General features: G+C 62.4%; 18 protein-coding genes and 2 rRNA genes (1 of these 20 cut by a window edge). 12 read left to right on the top strand and 8 right to left on the bottom strand.

The genetic code is table 11. The annotated features are described in order from the left end of the window. From ACVWZP_RS17115 to ACVWZP_RS17095, 5 genes are all read left to right on the top strand, one after another. Positions 1-415: ribosomal RNA gene (locus ACVWZP_RS17115) — 23S ribosomal RNA — on the top strand; it begins 2,476 nt to the left of the window's first position. Between the two features lie 156 nt (positions 416-571). Then, a 5S ribosomal RNA gene (gene rrf, locus ACVWZP_RS17110) occupies positions 572-687 on the top strand. A gap of 169 nt (positions 688-856) precedes the next feature. After that, a complete protein-coding gene (locus tag ACVWZP_RS17105) occupies positions 857-1,516 on the top strand; it encodes a paraquat-inducible protein A (protein ID WP_017844516.1) in 660 nt (219 codons plus the stop codon). Continuing rightward, positions 1,503-2,126 carry a paraquat-inducible protein A gene (locus tag ACVWZP_RS17100; RefSeq protein WP_177031403.1) on the top strand — a complete coding sequence of 208 codons (624 nt, stop codon included), beginning with the start codon at positions 1,503-1,505 and terminating at the stop codon, positions 2,124-2,126. Before ACVWZP_RS17105 ends, ACVWZP_RS17100 begins: the two co-directional genes overlap by 14 nt. Next, positions 2,119-4,422 carry a PqiB family protein gene (locus tag ACVWZP_RS17095; RefSeq protein ID WP_046384828.1) on the top strand — a complete coding sequence of 768 codons (2,304 nt, stop codon included), beginning with the start codon at positions 2,119-2,121 and terminating at the stop codon, positions 4,420-4,422. Before ACVWZP_RS17100 ends, ACVWZP_RS17095 begins: the two co-directional genes overlap by 8 nt. A 186-nt stretch (positions 4,423-4,608) precedes the next feature. On the opposite strand, the gene mksF is transcribed toward ACVWZP_RS17095, so the two are convergent. The 3 genes from mksF to mksB are packed head-to-tail and all read right to left on the bottom strand — an operon-like array spanning position 4,609 to position 9,420. Beyond that, positions 4,609-7,449: an Mks condensin complex protein MksF gene (gene mksF / locus ACVWZP_RS17090; RefSeq protein WP_017844513.1), complete on the bottom strand. Its 2,841-nt coding sequence runs from the start codon at positions 7,447-7,449 to the stop codon at positions 4,609-4,611. Continuing rightward, positions 7,446-8,153 (bottom strand): Mks condensin complex protein MksE, encoded by a 708-nt coding sequence (gene mksE, locus ACVWZP_RS17085; RefSeq protein WP_017844512.1) that lies wholly within the window; start codon positions 8,151-8,153, stop codon positions 7,446-7,448. Before mksE ends, mksF begins: the two co-directional genes overlap by 4 nt. Then, a complete protein-coding gene (gene mksB, locus ACVWZP_RS17080; protein ID WP_017844511.1) occupies positions 8,143-9,420 on the bottom strand; it encodes an Mks condensin complex protein MksB in 1,278 nt (425 codons plus the stop codon). The genes mksE and mksB overlap by 11 nt, the downstream gene beginning before the upstream one ends. Before the next feature lie 187 nt (positions 9,421-9,607). Here mksB and ACVWZP_RS17075 point away from each other — a divergent pair, with 187 nt between their 5' ends. Next, a complete protein-coding gene (locus tag ACVWZP_RS17075) occupies positions 9,608-10,351 on the top strand; it encodes an energy transducer TonB (protein WP_457370396.1) in 744 nt (247 codons plus the stop codon). Further along, complete coding sequence (rimI, locus tag ACVWZP_RS17070) at positions 10,344-10,796, top strand: ribosomal protein S18-alanine N-acetyltransferase (RefSeq protein ID WP_046384825.1); 453 nt, start codon at positions 10,344-10,346, stop codon at positions 10,794-10,796. Before ACVWZP_RS17075 ends, rimI begins: the two co-directional genes overlap by 8 nt. Positions 10,797-10,849: 53 nt before the next feature. Here the strand turns inward: rimI and ACVWZP_RS17065 are convergent, their stop codons facing one another. After that, on the bottom strand, positions 10,850-11,224 hold the full coding sequence (locus ACVWZP_RS17065; protein WP_046384824.1) for a hypothetical protein: 375 nt from the start codon (positions 11,222-11,224) through the stop codon (positions 10,850-10,852). A 151-nt stretch (positions 11,225-11,375) separates the two neighbouring features. On the opposite strand from ACVWZP_RS17065, the gene can reads away from it, so the two are divergent. Further along, positions 11,376-12,020, top strand: coding sequence for a carbonate dehydratase (can, locus tag ACVWZP_RS17060; protein WP_017844507.1), 645 nt, complete (start codon positions 11,376-11,378; stop codon positions 12,018-12,020). On the opposite strand, the gene ACVWZP_RS17055 is transcribed toward can, so the two are convergent. From ACVWZP_RS17055 to ACVWZP_RS17040, 4 genes are all read right to left on the bottom strand, one after another. Next, a complete protein-coding gene (locus tag ACVWZP_RS17055; protein ID WP_457369961.1) occupies positions 12,017-12,541 on the bottom strand; it encodes an SET domain-containing protein-lysine N-methyltransferase in 525 nt (174 codons plus the stop codon). The two genes, can and ACVWZP_RS17055, sit on opposite strands and share 4 nt — an antisense overlap. A gap of 146 nt (positions 12,542-12,687) precedes the next feature. Further along, a complete protein-coding gene (locus tag ACVWZP_RS17050; RefSeq protein WP_057005635.1) occupies positions 12,688-13,857 on the bottom strand; it encodes a hypothetical protein in 1,170 nt (389 codons plus the stop codon). Positions 13,858-13,979: 122 nt separating this feature from the next. After that, positions 13,980-15,680 (bottom strand): acid phosphatase, encoded by a 1,701-nt coding sequence (gene acpA, locus ACVWZP_RS17045; RefSeq protein WP_017844504.1) that lies wholly within the window; start codon positions 15,678-15,680, stop codon positions 13,980-13,982. Positions 15,681-15,821: 141 nt separating this feature from the next. Continuing rightward, entirely contained in the window at positions 15,822-17,240 is a 1,419-nt protein-coding gene (locus tag ACVWZP_RS17040) for a short-chain fatty acid transporter (RefSeq protein ID WP_017844502.1), read from the bottom strand. Positions 17,241-17,425: 185 nt separating this feature from the next. On the opposite strand from ACVWZP_RS17040, the gene ACVWZP_RS17035 reads away from it, so the two are divergent. From ACVWZP_RS17035 to ACVWZP_RS17020, 4 genes are all read left to right on the top strand, one after another. Beyond that, positions 17,426-18,715, top strand: a complete 1,290-nt coding sequence (locus ACVWZP_RS17035; RefSeq protein WP_046487479.1) for an MFS transporter — start codon at positions 17,426-17,428, stop codon at positions 18,713-18,715. A gap of 74 nt (positions 18,716-18,789) precedes the next feature. After that, a complete protein-coding gene (locus ACVWZP_RS17030) occupies positions 18,790-19,695 on the top strand; it encodes a cation diffusion facilitator family transporter (RefSeq protein WP_046384819.1) in 906 nt (301 codons plus the stop codon). A 109-nt stretch (positions 19,696-19,804) separates the two neighbouring features. After that, positions 19,805-21,028: a TolC family protein gene (locus ACVWZP_RS17025; RefSeq protein ID WP_046384818.1), complete on the top strand. Its 1,224-nt coding sequence runs from the start codon at positions 19,805-19,807 to the stop codon at positions 21,026-21,028. Between the two features lie 18 nt (positions 21,029-21,046). After that, on the top strand, positions 21,047-22,159 hold the full coding sequence (locus ACVWZP_RS17020) for an efflux RND transporter periplasmic adaptor subunit (protein WP_457369960.1): 1,113 nt from the start codon (positions 21,047-21,049) through the stop codon (positions 22,157-22,159). Positions 22,160-22,172 lie beyond the last annotated feature (13 nt).

Here is a 22,172-nt window from a genome sequence, read left to right as displayed (position 1 = left end):
GTTTGGCACCTCGATGTCGGCTCATCACATCCTGGGGCTGAAGCCGGTCCCAAGGGTATGGCTGTTCGCCATTTAAAGTGGTACGCGAGCTGGGTTTAGAACGTCGTGAGACAGTTCGGTCCCTATCTGCCGTGGACGTTTGAGATTTGAGAGGGGCTGCTCCTAGTACGAGAGGACCGGAGTGGACGAACCTCTGGTGTTCCGGTTGTCACGCCAGTGGCATTGCCGGGTAGCTATGTTCGGAATAGATAACCGCTGAAAGCATCTAAGCGGGAAACTAGCCTCAAGATGAGATCTCACTGGGACCTTGAGTCCCCTGAAGGGCCGTCGAAGACTACGACGTTGATAGGTTGGGTGTGTAAGCGCTGTGAGGCGTTGAGCTAACCAATACTAATTGCCCGTGAGGCTTGACCATATAACACCCAAGCAATTTGCGAACTCGAAAGAGACCAGATTGCGGTGTGTGAAGACGAAATGAACCGAAAGTTCGACTCTTACAAAACACCGAAAACTATCACATACCCAATTTGCTGAAGCGAGGCCAGCTGGCCACGACTCAGTACCCGAATTTCTTGACGACCATAGAGCATTGGAACCACCTGATCCCATCCCGAACTCAGCAGTGAAACGATGCATCGCCGATGGTAGTGTGGGGTTTCCCCATGTGAGAGTAGGTCATCGTCAAGATTAAATTCCAGAACCCCTGTTTGCTTATGCAGACAGGGGTTTTGTTTTGGGCGGTCGGAAAGGGTCAAGTGGCTCGCCCCCCTCGGTACTCGATAAAATTGCGCAGTTATTTCTGAACCAGACCACTAGAATAGGTACCTAACCTTTTTTTAGCGTCCGAGCCCTATCTATGCCCGATCCGGTTGATGCCCCCAAGGTGTCGGATTTACCCCTGGACGACCTGGTGGCATGCCATGAGTGCGATTTATTGATGCGCAAACCTGTGCTCGCCCTCGGCGAAAAAGCCCAGTGCCCGCGCTGCGGTTACGAGCTGTACGCGCATCGCCACAACGTCGTCGAACGAAGCCTGGCCTTAGTGTTGGCAGCGCTATTGTTGTACATCCCCGCGAACTTTTTGCCCATCATGCAGCTCAATCTACTCGGGCAGTCCTCGGAGGACACCGTGTGGACCGGCGTCGTCGGCCTGTTCGACACCGGCATGCGCGGCGTCGCTGCCGTCGTGTTCCTGTGCAGCATGGGTATTCCCCTGCTCAAGTTGCTCTGCCAATTGGCGGTGTTGCTCAGCATCCGCTGGAACATCGGTCGCAGTTACGGGCTGCTGCTCTACCGCATTTACCATCACCTGAGAGATTGGGGGATGTTGGAGGTGTACCTGATGGGCGTCCTGGTGGCGATCGTAAAGCTCGCCGACATGGCCTCCATCACGATTGGCCTGGGTCTGGTCTGCTTCGTCAGCCTATTAATGGTTCAGGTTCTGCTTGAGGTGGTGATGTCGCCCCACCAGATCTGGCAAGCACTGTCAGGAGAGGATGATCATGCGGGCGATTGATGCAGGCATTCTGATTTGTACCGAATGCCACGAATTGAACAAGCAAGAACCAGACACCGATGAGCAAACCTGCACCCGTTGCGGTGCGCTGGTCCATGCGCGCCGCCCCAACAGCCTGACGCGCACCTGGGCCTTGCTGATCACCGCTGCGACTCTCTATATCCCGGCCAACCTGTTACCGATTATGACCGTCAATTCCCTCGGCCAGGGCGATCCCAGTACCATCATGTCCGGCGTGATCCAACTGGTGCAGCACGGCATGTTCCCCATCGCCGCCGTGGTGTTCATCGCCAGCATCCTGGTGCCGACGTTCAAGCTCGTAGGTATTGGTCTGCTACTGTTCTCGGTGCAGCGTCACCAACCGCTGTCGGCGCAACAACGGATTATCATGTACCGCTTTATCGAATTCATCGGCCGCTGGTCCATGCTGGATATCTTCGTGATCGCCATCCTGGTGGCGGTTGTAAACTTTGGACGGCTTGCCAGTGTCGAGGCCAACCTCGGCGCGGCGGCGTTCGCCAGTGTGGTGATCTTGACGATGCTTGCCGCAGTAACTTTTGATCCCCGACTGATTTGGGATAACACGGAGTCGGACGACGACCATGAGTGATTTGCCTAAAGCTAAAACCCGCCCGGCTTCCAACTGGTCGGCTATTTGGGTACTGCCCCTGATCGCCCTGATCATCGGCGGTTGGTTGGGCTGGCGTGCCTATTCTCAGCAAGGCATCGAGATCCAGGTACGCTTCGAAAGCGGCGAAGGCATCCAGGTCAACAAGACCGAAGTCGTCTACAAAGGCATGCCCGTGGGCAAGGTCAAGACCCTGGCCCTGGACGACGAAGGCAACAATCGCGGGGTGATTGCCACCATCGAGATGAACAAGGACGTCGAGCAATACCTCAAGACCAACACGCGCTTCTGGCTGGTCAAACCCAGCGTCAGCCTCGCCGGCATCACCGGCCTGGAGACCCTTGTGTCAGGGAACTACATTGCCGCCAGCCCCGGCGACGGTGAGCCCACGCGCAAATTCAAGGCGCTGTCCGAAGAACCGCCCTTGTCCGACGCCAAGCCAGGCCTGCACCTGACCATCAAGGCCGACCGCCTTGGCTCGCTCAACCGCGGCAGCCCGGTGTTCTACAAGCAGATCCAGGTCGGCCAGGTCAAAAGCTACCTGTTGTCCGAGGACCAGAGCACCGTCGAGATCAAGGTCTACATCGAACCGACCTACGCCAGCCTGGTGCGCAAACACACGCGTTTCTGGAACGCCAGCGGCATCAGCATCGACGCCAACCTCTCCGGCGTGAAGGTGCGCAGCGAATCGCTCTCCAGCATCGTCGCCGGCGGTATCGCCTTCGCCACCCCGGAGAATCGCAAGGACAGCCCACCGACCGACTCGAGCCTGCCCTTCCGCCTGTATGAAGACTTCGACGCCGCCGCCGCCGGTATCAAGGTCAAGGTCAAACTCACCGACTTCGAAGGCCTGCAGGCCGGGCGCACCCCGGTGATGTACAAAGGCATCCAGGTCGGCAGCCTGAAAACCCTGAAGATCGACCCGGACCTGTCCAGCGCCAACGCCGAGCTGACCCTCGACCCATTGGCCGAAGACTACCTGGTACAGGACACCCAGTTCTGGGTGGTCAAGCCGTCGATTTCCCTGGCTGGTATCACTGGGCTCGAGGCGTTGGTCAAAGGTAACTACATCGCGGTTCGTCCCGGTGACAAAGGTTCTCCGCCCCAACGGGAATACGTGGCTCGAGCCAAGGCGCCGCCCTTGGACCTGCGTTCCCCTGGCCTGCACATGGTGCTGTTCACCGATAGCCTCGGCTCCCTGGATGTCGGCAGCCCGATCCTCTACAAGCAGGTCAAGGTCGGCTCGGTGCAGAGCTACCAGTTCTCGCGCAAAAACAAGCAACTGGTGATCGGCGTCCATATCGAGAAGGAGTACGCCAACCTGGTCAATGGTTCGACGCGTTTCTGGAACGCCAGCGGCGTGACCCTGACCGGCGGCCTCACCGGCGGTATCCAGGTGAAAAGCGAATCCCTGGCCAGCCTGATGTCCGGCGGTATCGCCTTTGAAACGCCGGAACCGAACGTGCCGCTGAAAAAACGTATCCCACGTTTCCGCCTGTTCGCCGATCGTGAAACGGCCAATCAGAGTGGCACCCTGGTGACCATCAAAGTCGACCGCGCCGACGGCCTGCGCCCCGGCACCCCGGTGCGTTTCAAAGGCCTGGACGTCGGTAAGATCGAGAGCGTCGACCTCAGCGCCGATCTGCAATCGGTGCTGCTCGGTGCGCGCATCACCCAGGTGACGGATCGCATCGCACGCGTCGGCAGCCAGTTCTGGGTGGTCAAGCCGGAACTGGGCCTGATGAAAACCTCGAACCTGGAAACCCTGGTCACCGGCCAATACATCGAAGTACTGCCCGCGCTGAAAAACGCCGGGCCGCAGAAGAGCTTCGTCGCGTTGGACCAGCCGCCCGAAGCCGTCCACCAGGAGGCTGGTCTGAGCCTGGTACTGAGTGCCGCACGCCGTGGTTCGCTCAAAGAAGGCGTGCCCGTCACTTACCGCGAAGTCACTGTGGGCAAAGTCACCGGCTACGAATTGGGCCAGACCGCCGACCGCGTGCTGATCCACATCCTGATCGAGCCCAAGTACGCGGCGTTGGTGCGCAGCGGCAGCCGCTTCTGGAACAGCAGCGGTTTTGGTCTCGACTTCGGCCTGTTCAAAGGCGCGACGGTACGCACCGAGTCCCTGGAAACCCTGGTTGCCGGCGGCATCGCCTTCGCCACGCCCGATGGCGAACGCATGGGCAGCGCCGCGCGGCCGCAGCAGACCTTCCCGCTGTTCGACAAGTTTGAGGATGAGTGGCTGACCTGGGCGCCTAAGATTCCGCTGGGCAAGTAGGCCGAGGCGCGGCTATCGCGGGCAAGCCCCCTCCCACAGATGAGCGCATTCCTACAGGATAAACGCGGTCACTTGTGGGAGGGGGCTTGCCCGCGATGAGGCCCTCAAAAACACCACCAAACCCCAGCCCACAAAAAAGGCCGCGATCCATAAGATCGCGGCCTTTTGGCATTTCACCGCCGAACGTCAGACCTCATCCAACTCCGGCTCATCCGCCTGCACCGTCACCGTTGCCTTCACCGCATCATGGCGCCGGATGTACTTCCAGTCCGCCTCATCGATGTAGATCCCGTTCGGCCCGCTGCCGCCTTCCAGGTCGATCGCCACCTGGGCCGACACCTGCGGCTTCACGCTCGCCAGGATCGGCACGAAGCCCAATTGCAGGCTGGTCTCCAGCAGCGCCGCCTGGTTCTTCTCATCGATGTCGGCCGCTTCGTCGAGGTAGTACGGCAAGCGCACGCGCCCGGCCTGGTCGCGGTCCATCAAGTGCAGCAACAAATACATGTTGGTCAGCGCCTTGATGGTCATGGTGGTGCCGTTGGACGCCGCGCCATCGATGTCGGTGTGAATCACCGGCTGGCCATGCACCTTGGTGATCTCGAACGCCAGTTCGAACAAGTCCTTGAGGCCCAACTGGTTGTGGTTGGCCGCCACCAGGCGCGCCAGGTATTCCTTGGCCTCTTCGTTCTTGTTGTCCTGCTCGGCGCTCTGGCTCAAGTCGAACACCGACAGGGTTTCGCCTTCTTCGTACTGACCGGCGCTGTGGATGATCTGGTCGATATGCTTGAGCGCTTCCTTGTTCGGTGCCAGCACGATGCGGAAACTCTGCAGGTTCGACACCTGGCGCTTGTTGATCTCGCGGTTGAACAAGGCCAGTTGGTGTTCCAGGCTGTCGTAGTCGCTGCGGATATTGCGCAAGGTCCGTGCGATATCGGTGACCGCCGCGCGCCGTGCCTTGCCCAGGGTCAGGGCTTCGTCGGTACGGTGAGCATAGGCGTTGATCAGCAGTTGCAGGCGCCGCTCCACGTCATCCTCGCTGTCGAACTTGGCCACGCCCTTGAGGCGAACCTGGGCGTACAGCGCTTCGATCTGGCCATCAGCGCGCAGCAAGCCTTGCCAACTGTCCTGATAGTCATTGAGCAGCGGCAGCAGGTTGTCCATGGAATCGTCGACCGGGTCCATGAACGGCGTGCCGAACGGCAAGTCCGCCGGCAGCAACTGGCGACGGCGCAAAGCGTCATCCAGGGTGCGTTGCTTGGCTTCCATATCGCCGATCTGGCGACCGACCAGTTGCAGCTTGGCCGACAGTTGCTGGACACGTTCGGTGAACGCGTCGCTGGAGCGCTTCAATTCATCCTGGGCGGCTTCCATCTGCGCCAGCTGTTCCAGCTTCTCGCCTTCTTCGGCGCTCAGGGTTTGCGCACGGCGGAAATCTTCCAGGGCCTTTTGCGCGTCCAGCACTTGCTGGTACAGCGCTTCGGTCTGGGTTTTACTCGCGGCGCGGTCAGAGGCCACCGCCTGCTGCGTCTTGAGCTGCTTGAGTTCTTTTTCCAGGCGCTCTTTCTGGTCGCGCAACGCCGCACGATCCGCCAGGGCCTGCAAGGCGGGCGGCTCGATGTGGGAGATGTCGATCGACAGCCCCGGCACTTCAAAGCGCTCACCCTTGAAACCATCGAGGATCAGTTCCAGGGATTTGACCCACTGGCCGTCCTCATCCAGCGTGATGCCATGTTCACCCAGCGGCAGGCTGAACAGCGAACTGTTGAACAGACGCATCAGGCGTTCGACATCTTGCTGTGAGAATTCTTCGCGCAGCTTGGCGTAGCTGTTGTTGTCTGCGTGATCGAGCTGTTGCTTGACCGACTTCAGGCGTTTTTCCAGCTCGCGCAGGCGCTCGTCCAAGTCTTCGGCGCTGAACTGACGTGACTGCGCCAGGGCGCCGGCGAGTTCATCGTGGGCATCCTTGGCCGCCAGCAGTTGCTGTTCCAGCACCCTGACATCATCGACCAGCGCAAAGCGATGCTTGAGCACCGACAGCTCGCCCAGCCAACGCTGGATACCGCTGATTTCGCGCTCCAGGCGCATCAGCTCCTGGGTGCCGCCACGTTGGTCGTGCTGCAGCGCGTCCTGCTCGTTGCGGTAGTGCTCGGCCTGGATGGTCAGCTCTTCCTTGCGCGCACTGGCGTAGTCCGACCAGGTGCCCAGCAGCGAGTCCAACAGCGGCGACAGGCGATGCAATTTACCGCGCAGGATGTCGCGTTGTTTCACGCCATTGGCCAGGGCCTCGACCAGCGGGCCGGCGGCGACCAGGGAGTTGTAGTCCTGCTCCATGCGTCGCACGTCGCGGAAGGCTTCTTCACACGCGGCGATGTAATCGACACTGCCGGAGCGCAGGCTGTGCTCGAACGCATCGAGGAACAATTGCTTGAGCTTGGCTGCGGTGATTTCGCGCATGTGCAACAGGTTGATAAACAGCGCGCGGAAGGTCTTCAGGCTCTGTTCGCTGGTGGAACGCAGCGGGATCAGCGTCAGGTCCAGTGGGATCGACGTGTGGCCGCCGACCAGCAAACGACGTAGTTCATCGGGCTTGAGTTCGTAGGCTTTCAGGCCCTCGCGCTCCAGGTTGGTGAACAGCTCTTTCTGGCGCAGGCAGGTGTCGTTTTTCTGGTAGTGGGCCAGGTCGAGCTTACCGGCGTAGGCAAAGAACTGGTGACCGAAACCACCGCCCGGGCCGCGCCCGACCACGCCGATCACATGCGGGCCGTGGGGCAGGGAGACTTCCACGAGGATGTAGCTGGTGTCGGTGGCGAAGTAGAAGCGCCGCGATTGTTCCAGGGTGTACTTGCCGAAACTCATGTCCGACATGCGCGCCAGGATCGGGAACTGCAAGGCGTTGATCGATGCGGATTTACCCAGGTTGTTCGCGCCGTACACCGACAGCGGCTCTTCGAGCGGGAACAATCCGAGGCTGTAGCCGGCGGTATTCAATAGGGCGAAGCGGCGGATGCCGTAGCGTTCCTTGCTCATGCGTCGGTCTCCTGTTCTTCGGCAATGGCGCGGGCCAGGGCGTCTTCTTCGCTTTCGTCGGCAAAGTCGCTCAAGTCCAGCGGGTCATCGGTCTTCAGCAGTTTTTCATCGCTGTCTTCGTCGATGATCACCGGTGTCGGCAATGGCAGCACGCTGTGGATGCTGGCCGCGAGGTCGCGGTCCTGTTGCACCGACAGGCACACATCGAGGAAGCGATGCATCGGCGGCAGGAAGCGATAGATGCCGTTTTCTTCGCTGGCAAAACCCAGTTGGGTCATGCGGCGCATGATTTTCTCTTCGAGCTCTTCCTGGGTTTGCACTTCGGCCTGGATAAACAGGTCGCGGTATTTTTCCAGCAGCGACGGCAGTTCATCGCGGCCGAGGCTGCCGCCGTCGAGCACGGCAATCGGGTCGCGGCCCTGGTCGGCCAGGTGCTCGACGATGATAAAGGTGAACAGCGCCAGGCGCTGCGCGGTCTTGTTCACCTGCGCGCTGGCGATGGCCGAATCCGGCACGAAGTAATAGAAACCACGGGTATCGCACACCAGTTCAAAGCCCAGGGCCTTGAACAGCGTGCGGTACTGGTCCTGGAAATTCGACAGTTGCGCGTACAGCTCCGGGTCGCGGCGGCTGACGTGGTAACCCTTGAACAGCTCGCGAAAGATCGGCGCCAGCTGGGACAGTTCGGATAGATCAAGATGCATAAGGGGTGCTCGCAGAATTCTCGGCGGCGTCGGGCGTGGCCGGGAGCAGGGCGAATGAGCGCAGGCTGACCTGATGCTCGTGTGTGTGGTAATCGCGGCGTTCCAGGCGCTCGCGCTTGAAGCGTTTTTCGCGGGACAGGCGCGAGAACCAGTAGAGCAATTCGTCGGTGGCGCCGTCCGGTTCCTGTTCCAGCAGCCAGGTCATCAGGTCCGGCATCGGCAGCGCGTCTTCGCAGCGTTCGAGCATTTCCTTGACCGTGCGCGGTGCGCGCTGGGCTTCGCCTTTATGGGACTTGTGCGCCTTGGGGAAGCGCGCCGGTTTCGGCTCGAAGTTCGCCAGGGCGTACACGTAGGCCTCGACCTGGCTCGCGCTGCCGAGGAAGGTGCTTTGCGGCCGGGTGAACATCGGCATCGCGGCCTGCGGCACCGCGTCCAGGCCTTTACGGCGAATGGCCGACAGCGCCAGCGCGGCGCCACGGGTCACGGCGTTGTGCCGACGCGCTTCTTCACGCAGCGGCAGCAGCAGCTCGCGGGCGTGACGCAGGGTCAACTGGGCGCTGGTCTGCATTTCGAGGATGCGCGCGTGGGTGCGCAACAGCATGTCGTCGTCGACCAGATGGCCGAGGCGCTGCTGCTCGGTGAGCAGGCGCAGCAGCACGTTTTCGACCTTGCGCACGCCTTGTTCGAAGGCGCCGTCGGCGTTCACCAGTTGGATCATCGGTTCGACGTATTCGTCCCAGGTCGCCAGCACTTCGGCGTAGCGCTGACGCAACGGGATCTGCCGGTCGCTGGTCTTGGCGCGGTCGGCCACGGCGGCGAGGGCCTGTTCGTCGTTGGCGAGTTTTTTCAGCACGTCGCGCACGCGCATGTCGAGCAGGCGCAGTTGCCGGGCCAGGTCGTGGCCGTCACGGATGTCGAAGGCGTCCTGAATATACCCGGCCAGGCGCTCGAGGTGGCGCAGGTAGGCTTCGATTTCCAGGCACAGGCCAAGCCGGTGCTCCTTGCGAAGATAGGCGAGGAAGTCGTGGATCTGCGCATTGAGCTCGAAACGGTTCGGGCTCTTGGCGACAGGCACCAGGATATCCAGGCGAATCCACACGTCCAGCAGGCTGGTGATGTCCTGGGGCGTGCTGTCCAGTTGTTGGGCGGCCAGTTGTGCGCGCAGCTCGCCGAGGCTCAGGGTGCCTTGGTCGAAGTGTTCGCACAGTGGCTCAAGTAAGGCCCAGTGTTCGGCGAGGGCGCGCAGGACGCGCTTGGGTTCGATCATGGGAATGGCCGGCTGGTTGGCGATTAAAAGTCGCGATTGTACTGCATCAGGCGCGGGATTTATCCACAGCCGGTCAGTGCGCAGTGGGCGATTGTTACCGAACAGCGGTAGAATCCCCGCTCTTTACTTATCCACAAGTGGCCGAGCTGTGCTTATCGAGTCCCGACGTCGCGCTTACTTGACCGCCATGCAGGTGGTCAACTGGCTGCCCCGCACCGAACTGCCGTTTGCCGCCCCGTCGCGGCCCGAGCTGCTGCAGGCGCTCGAGCCCGATGACGGATTGGAAACGTCGGGCGAGGAGGCGGCTGCGCCCGTGGCGGTGGTCAAGCCTGAGCCGCCGACGCGGCCGGTGGTCGAACGCGCCAAGGTCGAGGTGCCACGCCAGTCGCCGATGGCCAAGCCGGCGGTGGCTGAAGAGGCGGCCTCGGTGGTCAAGGTGCCTGTCGTCCCACCGCCGCGGTTTGCCCTGCAATTGCTGCGGGCCGGGCGTTGCCTGTTGCTGGTCGAGCTGCCTACCGGCGAGCGCTTCCAGACCCGCGACCCGGCCTACATGCTGCTCAAGGACATGCTGCGCGCTGCCGGCCTGCCCGACAGCCCGCAAATCGTCGGCGACCCGGTGCGCTGGCCGTTGCTGGTGCGCGGCACCATGGACCAGGGCCCGGACGCCGCGCGGGATTTTGTGCAAGGTTTTGTGTCGGCACGCCTGGAAGACGAACCCTGCGTGTGCCTGTGGCTGATCGGCCTGCCCGCCGTGCGGTTTGCAGGCGAAGCCGATGCCGAAGTCTGGTACCGCGAGCTGCAGGTCGAAGGCCTGGGCTCGGTATGGGCCCTGCCGGGCCTGGAATTATTAATGGAAGAGCCACAGCGTAAGGCTGATGTCTGGCAAGCCATGCGCCGGCTGATGGCGCGCTGGAAAACAATCGATGAGTGAGGCTTTATCCTTCCGCCCGATGACCGAGGCCGACCTCGACGCCGTGCTGAAAATCGAATACGCGGCATACAGCCACCCCTGGACCCGCGGGATCTTTCTCGACGGGCTGGGCAAGTACCAGATCTGGCTGATGTTCGAAGGTGAGCAGCAAGTGGGCCACGGGGTGGTGCAGATCATCCTCGATGAAGCGCATTTGCTGAACATCACCGTCAAACCGGAAAACCAGGGCCGCGGTCTCGGCCTGGCGCTGCTCGAGCACCTGATGTCCCGCGCCTATGCCGCCAGCGCACGGGAATGTTTCCTCGAAGTGCGTGACAGCAATGCCGGCGCGTTCCGGCTGTATGAACGCTATGGCTTCAATGAAATCGGCCGTCGGCGCGATTACTACCCAGCCGTCGGCGGTCGCGAAGATGCGGTCGTGATGGCCTGCACCCTCGTCGACTGAACACGCAACCCATGTGGGAGCCAGCTCCCTCCCACATTTGGAACTACAGGGTGTCAGCGGTTGCCGTCGACAGGATCTCGCTCGGCCAATTCGGCCTCATCCAACCCGTTGCCGCCGCCGATGTCATCTTCATTCACGATGCTCAGGTCCCAATCGGCCTGTTCGCCTTCGCCTTCTTCCTGTGCATCCCGTGCGCCGTCCTCGCGGATCAGGTTCTCCGGGCTCATCTCGTCATCGGTCGTCTCGGCCTCGCCCACCCGTTTATCGCGCATCCGGTGTTTGCGCTCGACAAGCGGCAGTTCATCGCCGATTTGCGCCGTCGGCTCTTGATCGTCAAAGTCCAGCTCGCGCACCGAGCCCATGCGATCCTCATTGTCATCAATCGGTTCCGGCTGTGTAGCGCCGTATGGACGTCGTGATTCAGTCATGGCCAATCCTCATACTGTGGGGCTTATAGTGTGTGGACAGGCCTGGCGCACCAAGATTCAAGTCATCGCCTGCCGTCTATCTTTATTCCGGGCGTGACCCGGACGGGCGGTCGTCTGTCAAAGCTGCGCATCATTCCTGAGGCTTTCCCTGATGAACGAACTACAAGAGCTGCTTGATAACAACGAACGCTGGGCGGATGCGATCAAACAGGAAGATCCCGAATTCTTCGCCAAACTGGCCCGCCAGCAAGCACCGGAATACCTGTGGATCGGCTGTTCCGACGCCCGCGTACCGGCCAACGAAATCGTCGGCATGCTGCCGGGTGATCTGTTCGTACACCGTAATGTGGCCAACGTGGTGCTGCACACCGACCTTAACTGCCTGTCGGTGATTCAGTACGCCGTCGATGTGCTCAAGGTCAAACATATCCTGGTCACCGGCCACTATGGCTGCGGAGGCGTGCGGGCGTCGATGCAGGACCGTCAGTTCGGCCTGATCGACGGCTGGCTGCGCACCATTCGCGACCTCTACTACGAAAACCGCGATCTGCTGGCCAAGTTGCCGACTGAGGAAGAGCGCGTCGACCGCCTTTGCGAATTGAACGTGGTTCAGCAGGTGGCCAACGTCGGTCATACCAGCATTGTGCAAAACGCCTGGCACCGGGGGCAGAGCCTGTCGATCCACGGTTGCATCTACGGCATCAAGGATGGCCGCTGGAAGAGCTTGAACACCACCATCACTGGTTTTGAGCAGTTGCCGCCGCAGTATCGCTTGCGCCCGCTGGGTGAAGCCTAAGGGCGCTTGCGCTCACGCCACAGGGTCATGAACGTCTGCCCTTCGGCGTTCAGCGGCTCCTGGCTGCCGGTGATCCAGCCCCGGCAGTTCAGCTCGCCGCATTGGCACGCGAACTGCCGGAACAGCGCGTCCTCGGTGCAGGCGTAATCCAGGGTCAACAGGGCGCCGGCCGCGATGGGCTGCACGGTCCAGAGCTCCAGGTAGGTGGTGTCCAAAAATACATTCGGGTTGCAGGAGTGGCGCAGCAGGCCGCAGAACCAACAGTCGTACAAGTGGATGCGCGGCGACAGTTGCAAGGTGTGCGGGCGTCGCTCGTTCACCGCGTAGCCGGAGACCTTGGCAATGCGTATGCGACTCTCAAAGGCGATGCGCGCCTTGACCCTGGCCCCGGCGCCGTCCCTGGCGTGGGTGACCTGGAAGTGTTTGGACGAAGGGTAGCCCTGCCCGACGAACAGTGCCTTGAACGGGTAAAGGCAGTCATTCACAGGGTTTACAGCCTTATCCATGGCGCGAGTTTTCATAACTCTCCTGGGTTGGGCTGCATCGACCTGCGGGTGGTGTCTGACTGCCAGTCTTGCAGCGGATGGGCCCGGATCAAGACTCGCTGAACATAACGCCGATTTCTACTGTCAACTTTGACAGTAGAAATCGGTTTTTTTTTGCGTTTTTACAGCGCCGGGGCGCTGATCGTCGGGGTGGGCGCGGCGTCTTTCAGCTGTTTGAGCTGGGCTTTGATCGCGGACGTGGCGCATTTGGCGTTGGCCTGTTCCGGGGTCAGGTTGCGCACCGAGGTGTAGAACAATTCGCAGGTCTGTTCTTTACGCGTGACCTGCCAGGTGTTCATGCACGCCTTGAGCAGCACATTCGCATCGCTCGCCGGTTTCTGGCCCATTCCGGCTTGCCAGCAGGCGGCGCTCAAATCCTGGCCCATCACTTTCAAACCGGCCTCGTCGGCCTTCTGCTCGTTACCGTCATACGTGTCGGGGCTTGCCGCATACCAGATGTAACTGGGGTGGTTGGCGCCCAGGACCGAGACGGTTTTGCCGGGGATCGGGCTGATCTGCGCCAGGCCCAGCACACCCACGGTTTGCCCGTATTGTTGCTTGATCCAACTGCGCACCGGTGCGCCGAATGCGACCATCGGCAACGCACCTTTGGGCGGCAGGCTCAGTTCCTTGACCATGCGTGTCTGGTAGTCGGTGAAGTAGCTGTAGACGTTTTCCAGGTCTTTCCCGGCGTTGGACGGCGCGGCGATCGGGGCGATGTCGATGATGGTCTGGTAGGCCGGGGTTTCGGTGGCCGGAATGCCATTGTCGACGAGCAGGGCGGCCCAGCGGTCGGTGGTGGCCGATTCCAGGTAATCCTGGGCCTGGGTCAGTGAGTAATCCGGCGGAAAGTGCAGCAGCTCGATGCTTTTGCGGTTTTCCAGGGCCATGCCCAGCGGCAGGAACAAGTACCAGTTGTAGGCCCACTTGCCATCGCTGTTAAGCCGGCTCGCGCCCTGGTAGGCCAGGTCGGCGGTAGCGAGCAAGCTCGTCAGCGGCTGGCCATAGTTGTCGGGCACGCCACTGAAGGTCGCCGCGACCTGGCCGTCATGCTTTCTGACGCTGACCTTGGCGCGGCTGTAACCGTCGCGCTGCAGGCTCTGGTTGAGGTAGTGCTCGACGGTCTGCTCCAGCGTCCACGGCCGGAAGCAGATCACGTTGCAGTTATTGGGGTAAGCGAACAACTGGGTAACCCGTTGCGTGCTGCCCAGCGGTACGTCGATGTCGGCCTGTACGACCGCACTCGCGATCAGTGCGGCCAAGGTGAAGGACAACCTGGTCGGTTTAAACATAGATGATTCCTTGTCAGCGAGAGCCCGTCTGCGCGGGGTGAAAGCCCACCTCCACACAGTAGCGGCTGACCAGGAAAACCGCGTGCAAAATCGCCGGGCGTGTCGCTATTGGATAAGCCGTCCTACACCTCGAACTGCAACGCATTGCTCAAGTCGCCCATCGGTTTCTGGCCGCGGGCGATCATGGCGTCGTCGCGCCGCTTGAGCCCGTCCAGTGTCTCCAACTGGAAGACGCGGGTGATCAGGCGCAGGATCGACGCGGTGTCGTACACCGTATGGTCCACCGTGCCTTTGCGCGCGAACGGCGACACCACCAGGGTCGGAACCCGTGTGCCAGGGCCCCAGCGGTCGCCCTTGGGCGGTGCCACGTGGTCCCACCAGCCGCCGTTTTCATCGACGGTCACCACCACCACCATGTTTTTCCACTGCGGGCTTTCCTGCAGCACCTTCAGGGCGCGGGTGATATGGCGGTCGCCCGAGGCCACGTCGGCATAACCGGCGTGCATGTTGAGGTTGCCCTGGGGTTTGTAGAAGGTCACGGCGGGCAGCTTGCCCGCCTGCGCGTCGGCAAAGAACTTGTTGGTGCTCGACTCATCGCCCAGGCCCGCGTCGCGCAGGCGCTTGTCACGCTCCGCGCGGTTTTCCGGGCCCTGTTGCTTGAAGTAGTTGAACGGCTGGTGGTGGTACTGGAAGTTGGGGATCTTCGGAATGCCGCCCGAGTCCTTGAACTGTTCCAGCGTCGCTTGCCAGGCCCCGGCGTACCAGGCCCAGTCGATGTTCTTTTTCGACAGCTTGTCACCGATGTGTTCGTGGGTCTGCGGCACCAGCACGTTGGGCAGGTCGGGCTTGGCGTAGTCCGGGTTTTGCGGGTCGCGAATCCAGGTCGGCCAGTAGGGCGGGGCCAGGGTGTTCACGGCGTAACCGTCCGGGGTCAGCGCGCTCGGGCCGAACTGCGGCGGGCCGCTCATGGCGCTGGCCGGGGATTTGTCCAGGGGCTTGAGGCGTGGGTCGGTGGGATCGTCGCTTTGCAGCGTGGCGATCTGCGCCTTGGCCACCGACTGCGCGGCGTTCGGATAAACCGGCGCGGTCGCGCTGATCAGGTATTGGTGGTTGAGGAACGAGCCGCCAAATGCGCCCTGGAAGAAGTTATCGCAGAGCACAAACTCCTTGGCCACGTCCCACAGGCGCAGGGAATAACGGCTCTGGGCGTAATGCCCCATCACCAGGCCGCCGGAGTCGGCCCAGGCGACGAAATTGTCGTTCTTGCCGCCGTTGATCTGCATCTGGTTCTGGTAGAACACGTGCCACAAATCCCGGGTGACCAGGCTCAAGGGCAGGTCTTCGGCGTTCGGGCCCTTGAGGGCGAACGGGGCGTTGGGCAGGTTTTCCTGGAATTGCACTTCGCTGGGGTAGGTCACCCCGTCGACGCTTTGCGAGCCGACTTGCAACACACCACCCCACACCGGGGGCAGGGTGGTCAATACGCTGGCGTCGCGGTCGCGCTGCTGATAGTCGGCGGGAGACAACGCCGACAGCGGTTTCTCCAGACCGGGGAAATCGGCAAACAGGTTGTTGAAGCTGCGGTTTTCGGCGTAGATCACCACGACGGTTTTCACTTGGTCGTGTAATGCCTTATCCAACTCTTGCGGCGTGAGCGGCCGAGGCAGCGGTTTGCCCGGCGCGTCGCCGGGATTGCCGCAGGCACTCAAGGTCGCGCCCACCCCCAGCACCGCTGCGCCGCCGAGGAAGCGCCGCCGGCTGGTGTCTACCGGCGGTTGATCGATGGAATCGGGGGCCGGGCGGTCTTCGTGCTCGTCACTCATTGCGGGAGTCCTTGCTGGCGGTTTGTTGCAAGATATTTCGCCAGGACGGTAGCAGTGGAATGTGACGCAGGGAAGACAGCTTGAAGTTACACGCTTTAAGCGGAAAGCCTGGAGCTACAAACCTCAAGCTTGCCGCTGCGTTTAAGGCATCACCGGCGGCAAATACTTCAACGTCGTCCCCAACGCCCACAACAGAAACAACACCAACGGCGCGTGTACCAGCAACTGCACGAACGAAAACCCGATCAGATCCCGCGCCTTCAGCCCCAACACGCCCAGCAGCGGCAGCATATAAAACGGGTTGATCAAATTCGGCAGCGCCTCGGCCGCGTTGTAGATCTGCACGGCCCAGCCCAGGTGGTATTGCAGGTCAGTGGCCACTTGCATCACGTAGGGCGCTTCGATGATCCACTTGCCGCCGCCCGACGGGATGAAGAAACCCAGCACCGCCGAGTACACGCCCATCAACAGGGCATAGGTGTCGTGGGAGGCGATGGAGGTGAAGAAGGTTGAGATATGGTGAGCCAGGGTCTGGCCGTCGCCGCCCTTGACCACCGTCATCAGCGCGGCAATCGAGCCGTACAGCGGGAACTGGATCAGCACGCCGGTGGTGGTCGGCACCGCGCGGGCGACCGCGTCCAGAAAGCTGCGCGGGCGCCAGTGCAGCAACGCACCGACCATGATGAACAGGAAGTTATAGGTGTTCAGCCCGGAAATCGCGCTGATCGCCGGTTTGGTCGAGAACTCGTGGAACAACCAACCTGCCGCCAGCACCGCCAGCAGGATCGTCAGCACCGGGCTGTGTTCCAGCCATTCGCCCGGGCGTGTCGGGGCCTGCGGCGTGGGCAGGTTGAAGGCCGGGTCGACCCCGCAGGCCTTGGCGTCACGGGCGCTGTTCGGGCCGGGCGCGGTGGCGTAGGCGATGATCAGCGAGACCACGATCAGCGCCAGCAGCAATACGCCGGATTGCCACAGGAAGATGGTGTCGGTGAACGGGATCACCCCGGTGATCGACAGGATCGACGGCGGCAGACTGGCCGGGTTGGCCTGCAACTGCGCGGCCGACGACGACAGCCCCAGCGCCCATACCGCGCCGAGCCCCAGGTAGGCCGCGGCACCGGCAGCGCGGTAGTCCATGCGCAAGTCCGTGCGCCGCGCCAATGCGCGCACCAGCAAACCGCCGAACACCAGGGACAGGCCCCAGTTGAGCAACGAGGCAACCATGGAAATCAACGCCACCCAGGCCACGGCCGAGCGGCCGTTCTTCGGGATGCGCGCCAGGCGGTCGATCAGTTTCACCGCCGGTGGCGAACTGGCGACCACGTAACCGCCGATCACCACGAAGGCCATCTGCATGGTGAACGGGATCAGGCTCCAGAACCCATCGCCAAACGCCTTGGCGGCTTCGGTCGGCGCGGCGCCCATGCCCAGGGTCGCCACGGCGACAATGATCACGGCGAGGGCGGCAAACACCCAGGAGTCGGGAAACCAGCGTTCGGCGAAATTGGAGCAGCGCAGGGCAAATCGGGCATAGCGGCTTTCTTCGATAGCATCGGCCACGAGTCATTCCTCTTGTAATTGTTATGGTTTTGGCAGTTTTACGGCATGTTCCGCTACGGCCATTGATATGGGAATGCAGTTATCTTCATCGATCATTGAGGAAAACAAATATATCCGCCGCGATTGCCATCATCCGGCGCAGCTCATAACCTGCACGCCATTTTGTTTGTCTGCCGAGCCTCAACATGACTGCCACCTCGCTTGCCCAGGCGCAGCGTTTTTCCCGCTCCGACTACAAAACCCTGGGTCTGGCCGCCCTCGGCGGTGCCCTGGAAATCTACGACTTCATCATTTTCGTGTTTTTCGCGCTGACCCTCAGCCAACTGTTCTTCCCGCCGGAAATGCCCGAGTGGCTGCGCCTGCTGCAAAGTTTCGGGATCTTCGTCACCGGCTACCTCGCGCGCCCGCTGGGCGGCATCCTGATGGCGCACTTCGCCGATCACCTGGGGCGCAAGCGCGTGTTCAGCCTGAGCATCCTGATGATGGCCTTGCCCTGCCTGCTGATCGGGATCATGCCGACTTACGCGCAAATCGGCTATTTCGCACCGCTGATCCTGCTGGTGCTGCGCGTGCTGCAAGGTGCGGCGGTGGGCGGTGAAGTGCCCAGCGCCTGGACCTTTGTCGCTGAGCACGCGCCGCCCCATCACCGCGGTTACGCCTTGGGCTTCCTGCAGGCCGGCCTGACCTTCGGCTACCTGCTCGGCGCACTGACCGCCACGCTGCTGGCGCAAATCTTCACCCCGGCGGAGATCCTCGACTACGCCTGGCGCTTCCCCTTCCTGCTCGGCGGCGTCTTCGGCGTGATCGGCGTGTGGCTGCGCCGCTGGCTCAACGAAACCCCGGTATTCCTCGACATGCAGGCGCGCCGCCAAGCCGCCGCCGAACTGCCGCTGCGCACCGTATTGCGCGACCATCGCCGCGTGTTGCTGCCGGCGATGATCCTCACCTGCGTGCTCACCTCCGCCGTGGTGGTGCTGGTGGTCATCACCCCGACCATGATGCAGAAAACCTTCGGCATGACGCCCAGCCACACCTTCGCCCTGAGCGCACTGGGCATTGTGTTCCTGAACATCGGTTGCGTACTCGCCGGCCTGCTGGTGGACCGCATCGGCGCCTGGCGCGCGGTGCTGGTCTACAGCCTGTTGCTGCCACTGGGGATCGCCGTGTTATACGCCAGCCTGATCGCCGGTGGCGTCTGGCTCGGCGCGGCATATGCCGTGGCAGGCTTGAGCTGCGGCGTGGTCGGCGCAGTGCCGTCGGTGATGGTCGGACTGTTCCCGGCGCCGGTGCGGGTGTCAGGCATTTCCTTCACCTACAACATTGCCTATGCGCTGTGGGCGAGCACCACGCCCTTGATGCTGATCGCACTGATGCCGACCAGCCCGTGGATTTGCGTGGGTTATTGCGTGGTGATGGGCGCGGTGGGGGTGGTGAGTGTGGTGCTGTTCAGCAAGCGCCATACGTTGGCGGCCTGAGGAAGTGCCGACCCCATCCGAATCTTCTGCTATGGCGCTATGATTCATCCAACCACACCCCACGAGGATGTTTCATGAGCGCAGGACACAACCACGCCCAGGTACGCGCCGGCCACGAACGGCAGTTGTGGATGGCCCTCGGGCTGACCAGCAGTTTCATGATTGCCGAGGTGATCGGTGCCTTTATCACCGGCAGCCTGGCGCTGTTGTCCGATGCCGCGCACATGATGACCGATGCCCTGGCCATGGCGATTTCCCTGGTGGCGATCCAGATCGCCAAGCGTCCCGCCGACCGCAAGCGCACGTTCGGCTATGCCCGCTTTGAAATCCTGGCGGCGGCGTTCAATGCCTTGCTGCTGTTTGCGGTGGCGTTCTACATCCTTTATGAGGCCTATCAACGCCTGCAGGCACCCGCCGAAATCCAGTCGACCGGCATGCTGGTGATCGCCGTGCTGGGGCTGCTCGTCAACCTGATCTCCATGCGCCTGCTCAGCGCCGGCAGTGGCGAAAGCCTGAATGTCAAAGGCGCGTACCTGGAGGTCTGGAGCGACATGCTCGGCTCTATCGGTGTGATCATCGCGGCCGTCGTGATCATGTTGACCGGCTGGGCTTGGGTCGACTCCGTGGTGGCGGCGGCGATTGGTTTCTGGGTGTTGCCGCGCACCTGGGTGCTGCTCAAGGACAGCATGAATGTGCTGCTGCAAGGCGTGCCCGACGGCGTCGATATCGACAGCGTGGAGCAGGCCATGCGTGGCGTGCCCGGCGTGAAGGACGTACACGACCTGCATATCTGGGCGCTCACCAGTGGCAAGAACGTGCTGAGCAGCCATCTGGTGGCGGATGCGATGCCGGGCACCGAACAGCAGGTCCTCGCTCAAGTGACGCAATTGCTGCATGAACAATTCGATATTTCCCACGTCACGCTGCAGGTCGAGGGCGAGGGTTTTCATCGTGACGGGCCCGAAGACGCCCATGCTTGAGCCTTGCTAACGGATTTGTAATGTTCGCCCCACCGCCCTGATAAGTACCGAAAGTTACAGTGCTCCGGCTTGGATTTATCCGCCATTTCATGGGCCTGGAACTCTCGTTATGCCAACTCGTGCAAGAACTCTACTGTGCTCGATCATCGTGTTGCTGGCGACGGCGCAAGGGGTCGGCGCCCAAACCCTGACCCTCGACGCCGCCCTGCAAACCGCCTTCGCCAACAACCCCGACCTGGCCGCCGCGCAATGGGAGATCGACATCGCCAGCGGCGGCCGCCAGCAGGCGGGGCTGATCCCCAACCCGGTGGCCTCGTGGGATGCCGAAGACACCCGCCGCGACACCCGCACCACCACGCTCAAGTTAAGCCAGACCCTGGAACTGGGCGGCAAGCGCGGCGCGCGCATCGAGCTGGCCACGCGTGGCCAGGACGTCGCGGCGCTGACCCTCGAACAGCGCCGCAACGGCTTGCGCGCCGAGGTGATCGACAGTTATTACGGCGCCCTTCGCGCCCAGGAGCGCCTCGACCTGGCGCAACGCTCCCTGGCGTTGGCCGAGCGCGGCCTGGTGATCGCCAACGGCCGCGTCAACGCCGGTAAATCGTCGCCAGTGGAAGCCACCCGCGCCCAGGTGCAGTTGTCGGAAATCCGCCTGGAACTCAACCGCGCCCAGATGGGTGTCAGCGATGCCTATCGCCGCCTGGCCGCCAGCACCGGCAGCGCCGCGCCCGACTTCGCCGCCGTCGCCACGCCAAGCAGCGTCCCGGCGACGTTGCCGCCCGCCGCGCAACTGCTGGCGCGTCTTGAACAGACCGCCGAGCTGCGCCTGGCCGAACTGCAAATCCTGCAGAACGAAGCCAGCGTGGGCCTGGAAAAAGCCCAGCGCATCCCCGACCTCGATGTGTCGATTGGCAGCCAGTACGACGCCAGCGTGCGCGAGCGCGTGAATCTGGTGGGCGTGTCGATGCCGATCCCGCTGTTCAACCGCAACCAGGGCAACGTGCTCGCCGCCACCCGCCGCGCCGACCAGGCCCGTGACCTGCGCAACGCCGCCGAACTGCGCCTGCGCACCGAAACCCGCCAGGCCCTGGACCTGTGGCAAACCGCGAACACCGAAGTGCGCGCATTCAACCAGCAGATCCTGCCCGCCGCCCAGAGCGCGGTGGACAGCGCCACCCGTGGCTTCGAAATGGGCAAGTTCAACTTCCTCGACGTCCTCGACGCCCAGCGCACCTTGATCGCTGCCCGCACCCAATACCTCACGGCGACCGCCCAGGCCACCGACGCCTGGGTACGCATCGAACGGATCTACGGCGACCTCGCCCGTTTCTGATTTTTTTTGGAGTCCTCTATGCAGACTAAACATGGCGTGGCGCTAGCCCTTGTCCTGGGCCTGGGCCTGATGCTGTCCGGCCTGGCAAACGCCGAGGAAGAAGAAGGCACACTCGAACTCACCGAGCAGCAGATCGAGGCCGCCGGTATTCAACTGGCCCAGGCCCAGCCGCGGCCGATCAGCACGGTGCTGTCGTTGCCGGGTGAAGTGCGCTTCGATGAAGACCGCACGTCGCACATCGTGCCGCGTGCGGCGGGGGTGGTGGAGGCAGTGAAGGTCAACCTCGGCCAGACGGTCAAGCAAGGCGAGTTGCTGGCGGTGATCGCCAGCCAGCAGATTTCCGATCAGCGCAGCGAGCTGGCCGCCAGCCAGCGTCGCCTCGAACTGGCGCGCACCACCTTCCAGCGCGAGCGCCAACTGTGGCAGGACAAGATCTCCGCCGAGCAGGATTACCTGCTGGCGCGCCAGGCCTTGCAGGAAGCCGAAATCGCCCTGAGCAACGCCCGCCAGAAGATGACCGCCCTCAGCGGCAGCGCCGTGCCGGCCGGCGGCAATCGCTATGAATTGCGCGCACCGTTCGCCGGCGTGGTGGTGGAGAAACACCTGGGCGTCGGCGAGGTGGTCAGCGAGACCAGCAACGCCTTCACCTTGTCGGACCTGTCGCAGGTGTGGGTCACGTTCGGCGTCTTTCCCAAGGACTTGAACAAGGTCCGCGTCGGCAAGCCGGTGAAAGTCAGCTCCACCGAAATGGGCACCGAAGTACTCGGTACCGTGGCCTATGTGGGCAACTTGCTGGGCGAGCAGACGCGCACCGCCACCGTGCGCGTGACCGTGCCCAACCCCGATGACGCCTGGCGCCCGGGGTTGTTCGTCGCCGTACAGATCGCCACCGACACCTACCAGGCCAAGGTCACCGTGCCCGAGGCCGCGATCCAGACCGTCGAGGACAAGCCCTCGGTGTTCGTTCGCACGGCGGACGGGTTCGTCACCCGCCATCTGGAACTGGGCGTCAGCGAAAACGGCTACGTCGAAGTGCGCCGGGGCCTCGACGCCGGGGCACAGGTGGCCACGGTTGGCAGCTTCATCCTCAAGTCCGAACTGGGCAAAGGCTCGGCCGAACACGCCCATTGATCCTGCGAGTGAT

It is taken from the genome of Pseudomonas sp. TE36184, assembly GCF_054060055.1.
Note: the sequence above shows the minus strand (reverse complement) of the source record. Positions and strands in the feature narration are given on the sequence as shown.

What these genes read in the sequence shown, in the direction of transcription:
- rimI (WP_046384825.1), top strand. Translation starts at nt 10,344, where the DNA reads ATGAGTGAGGCTTTATCCTTCCGCCCGATGACCGAGGCCGACCTCGAC.
- ACVWZP_RS17095 (WP_046384828.1), top strand. Translation starts at nt 2,119, where the DNA reads ATGAGTGATTTGCCTAAAGCTAAAACCCGCCCGGCTTCCAACTGGTCG.
- ACVWZP_RS17035 (WP_046487479.1), top strand. Translation starts at nt 17,426, where the DNA reads ATGACTGCCACCTCGCTTGCCCAGGCGCAGCGTTTTTCCCGCTCCGAC.
- ACVWZP_RS17075 (WP_457370396.1), top strand. Translation starts at nt 9,608, where the DNA reads ATGCAGGTGGTCAACTGGCTGCCCCGCACCGAACTGCCGTTTGCCGCC.
- ACVWZP_RS17105 (WP_017844516.1), top strand. Translation starts at nt 857, where the DNA reads ATGCCCGATCCGGTTGATGCCCCCAAGGTGTCGGATTTACCCCTGGAC.
- mksF (WP_017844513.1), bottom strand. Translation starts at nt 7,449, where the DNA reads ATGAGCAAGGAACGCTACGGCATCCGCCGCTTCGCCCTATTGAATACC.
- ACVWZP_RS17020 (WP_457369960.1), top strand. Translation starts at nt 21,047, where the DNA reads ATGCAGACTAAACATGGCGTGGCGCTAGCCCTTGTCCTGGGCCTGGGC.
- ACVWZP_RS17030 (WP_046384819.1), top strand. Translation starts at nt 18,790, where the DNA reads ATGAGCGCAGGACACAACCACGCCCAGGTACGCGCCGGCCACGAACGG.
- can (WP_017844507.1), top strand. Translation starts at nt 11,376, where the DNA reads ATGAACGAACTACAAGAGCTGCTTGATAACAACGAACGCTGGGCGGAT.
- mksE (WP_017844512.1), bottom strand. Translation starts at nt 8,153, where the DNA reads ATGCATCTTGATCTATCCGAACTGTCCCAGCTGGCGCCGATCTTTCGC.
- ACVWZP_RS17050 (WP_057005635.1), bottom strand. Translation starts at nt 13,857, where the DNA reads ATGTTTAAACCGACCAGGTTGTCCTTCACCTTGGCCGCACTGATCGCG.
- ACVWZP_RS17025 (WP_046384818.1), top strand. Translation starts at nt 19,805, where the DNA reads ATGCCAACTCGTGCAAGAACTCTACTGTGCTCGATCATCGTGTTGCTG.
- mksB (WP_017844511.1), bottom strand. Translation starts at nt 9,420, where the DNA reads ATGATCGAACCCAAGCGCGTCCTGCGCGCCCTCGCCGAACACTGGGCC.
- ACVWZP_RS17100 (WP_177031403.1), top strand. Translation starts at nt 1,503, where the DNA reads ATGCGGGCGATTGATGCAGGCATTCTGATTTGTACCGAATGCCACGAA.
- ACVWZP_RS17055 (WP_457369961.1), bottom strand. Translation starts at nt 12,541, where the DNA reads ATGAAAACTCGCGCCATGGATAAGGCTGTAAACCCTGTGAATGACTGC.
- ACVWZP_RS17065 (WP_046384824.1), bottom strand. Translation starts at nt 11,224, where the DNA reads ATGACTGAATCACGACGTCCATACGGCGCTACACAGCCGGAACCGATT.
- acpA (WP_017844504.1), bottom strand. Translation starts at nt 15,680, where the DNA reads ATGAGTGACGAGCACGAAGACCGCCCGGCCCCCGATTCCATCGATCAA.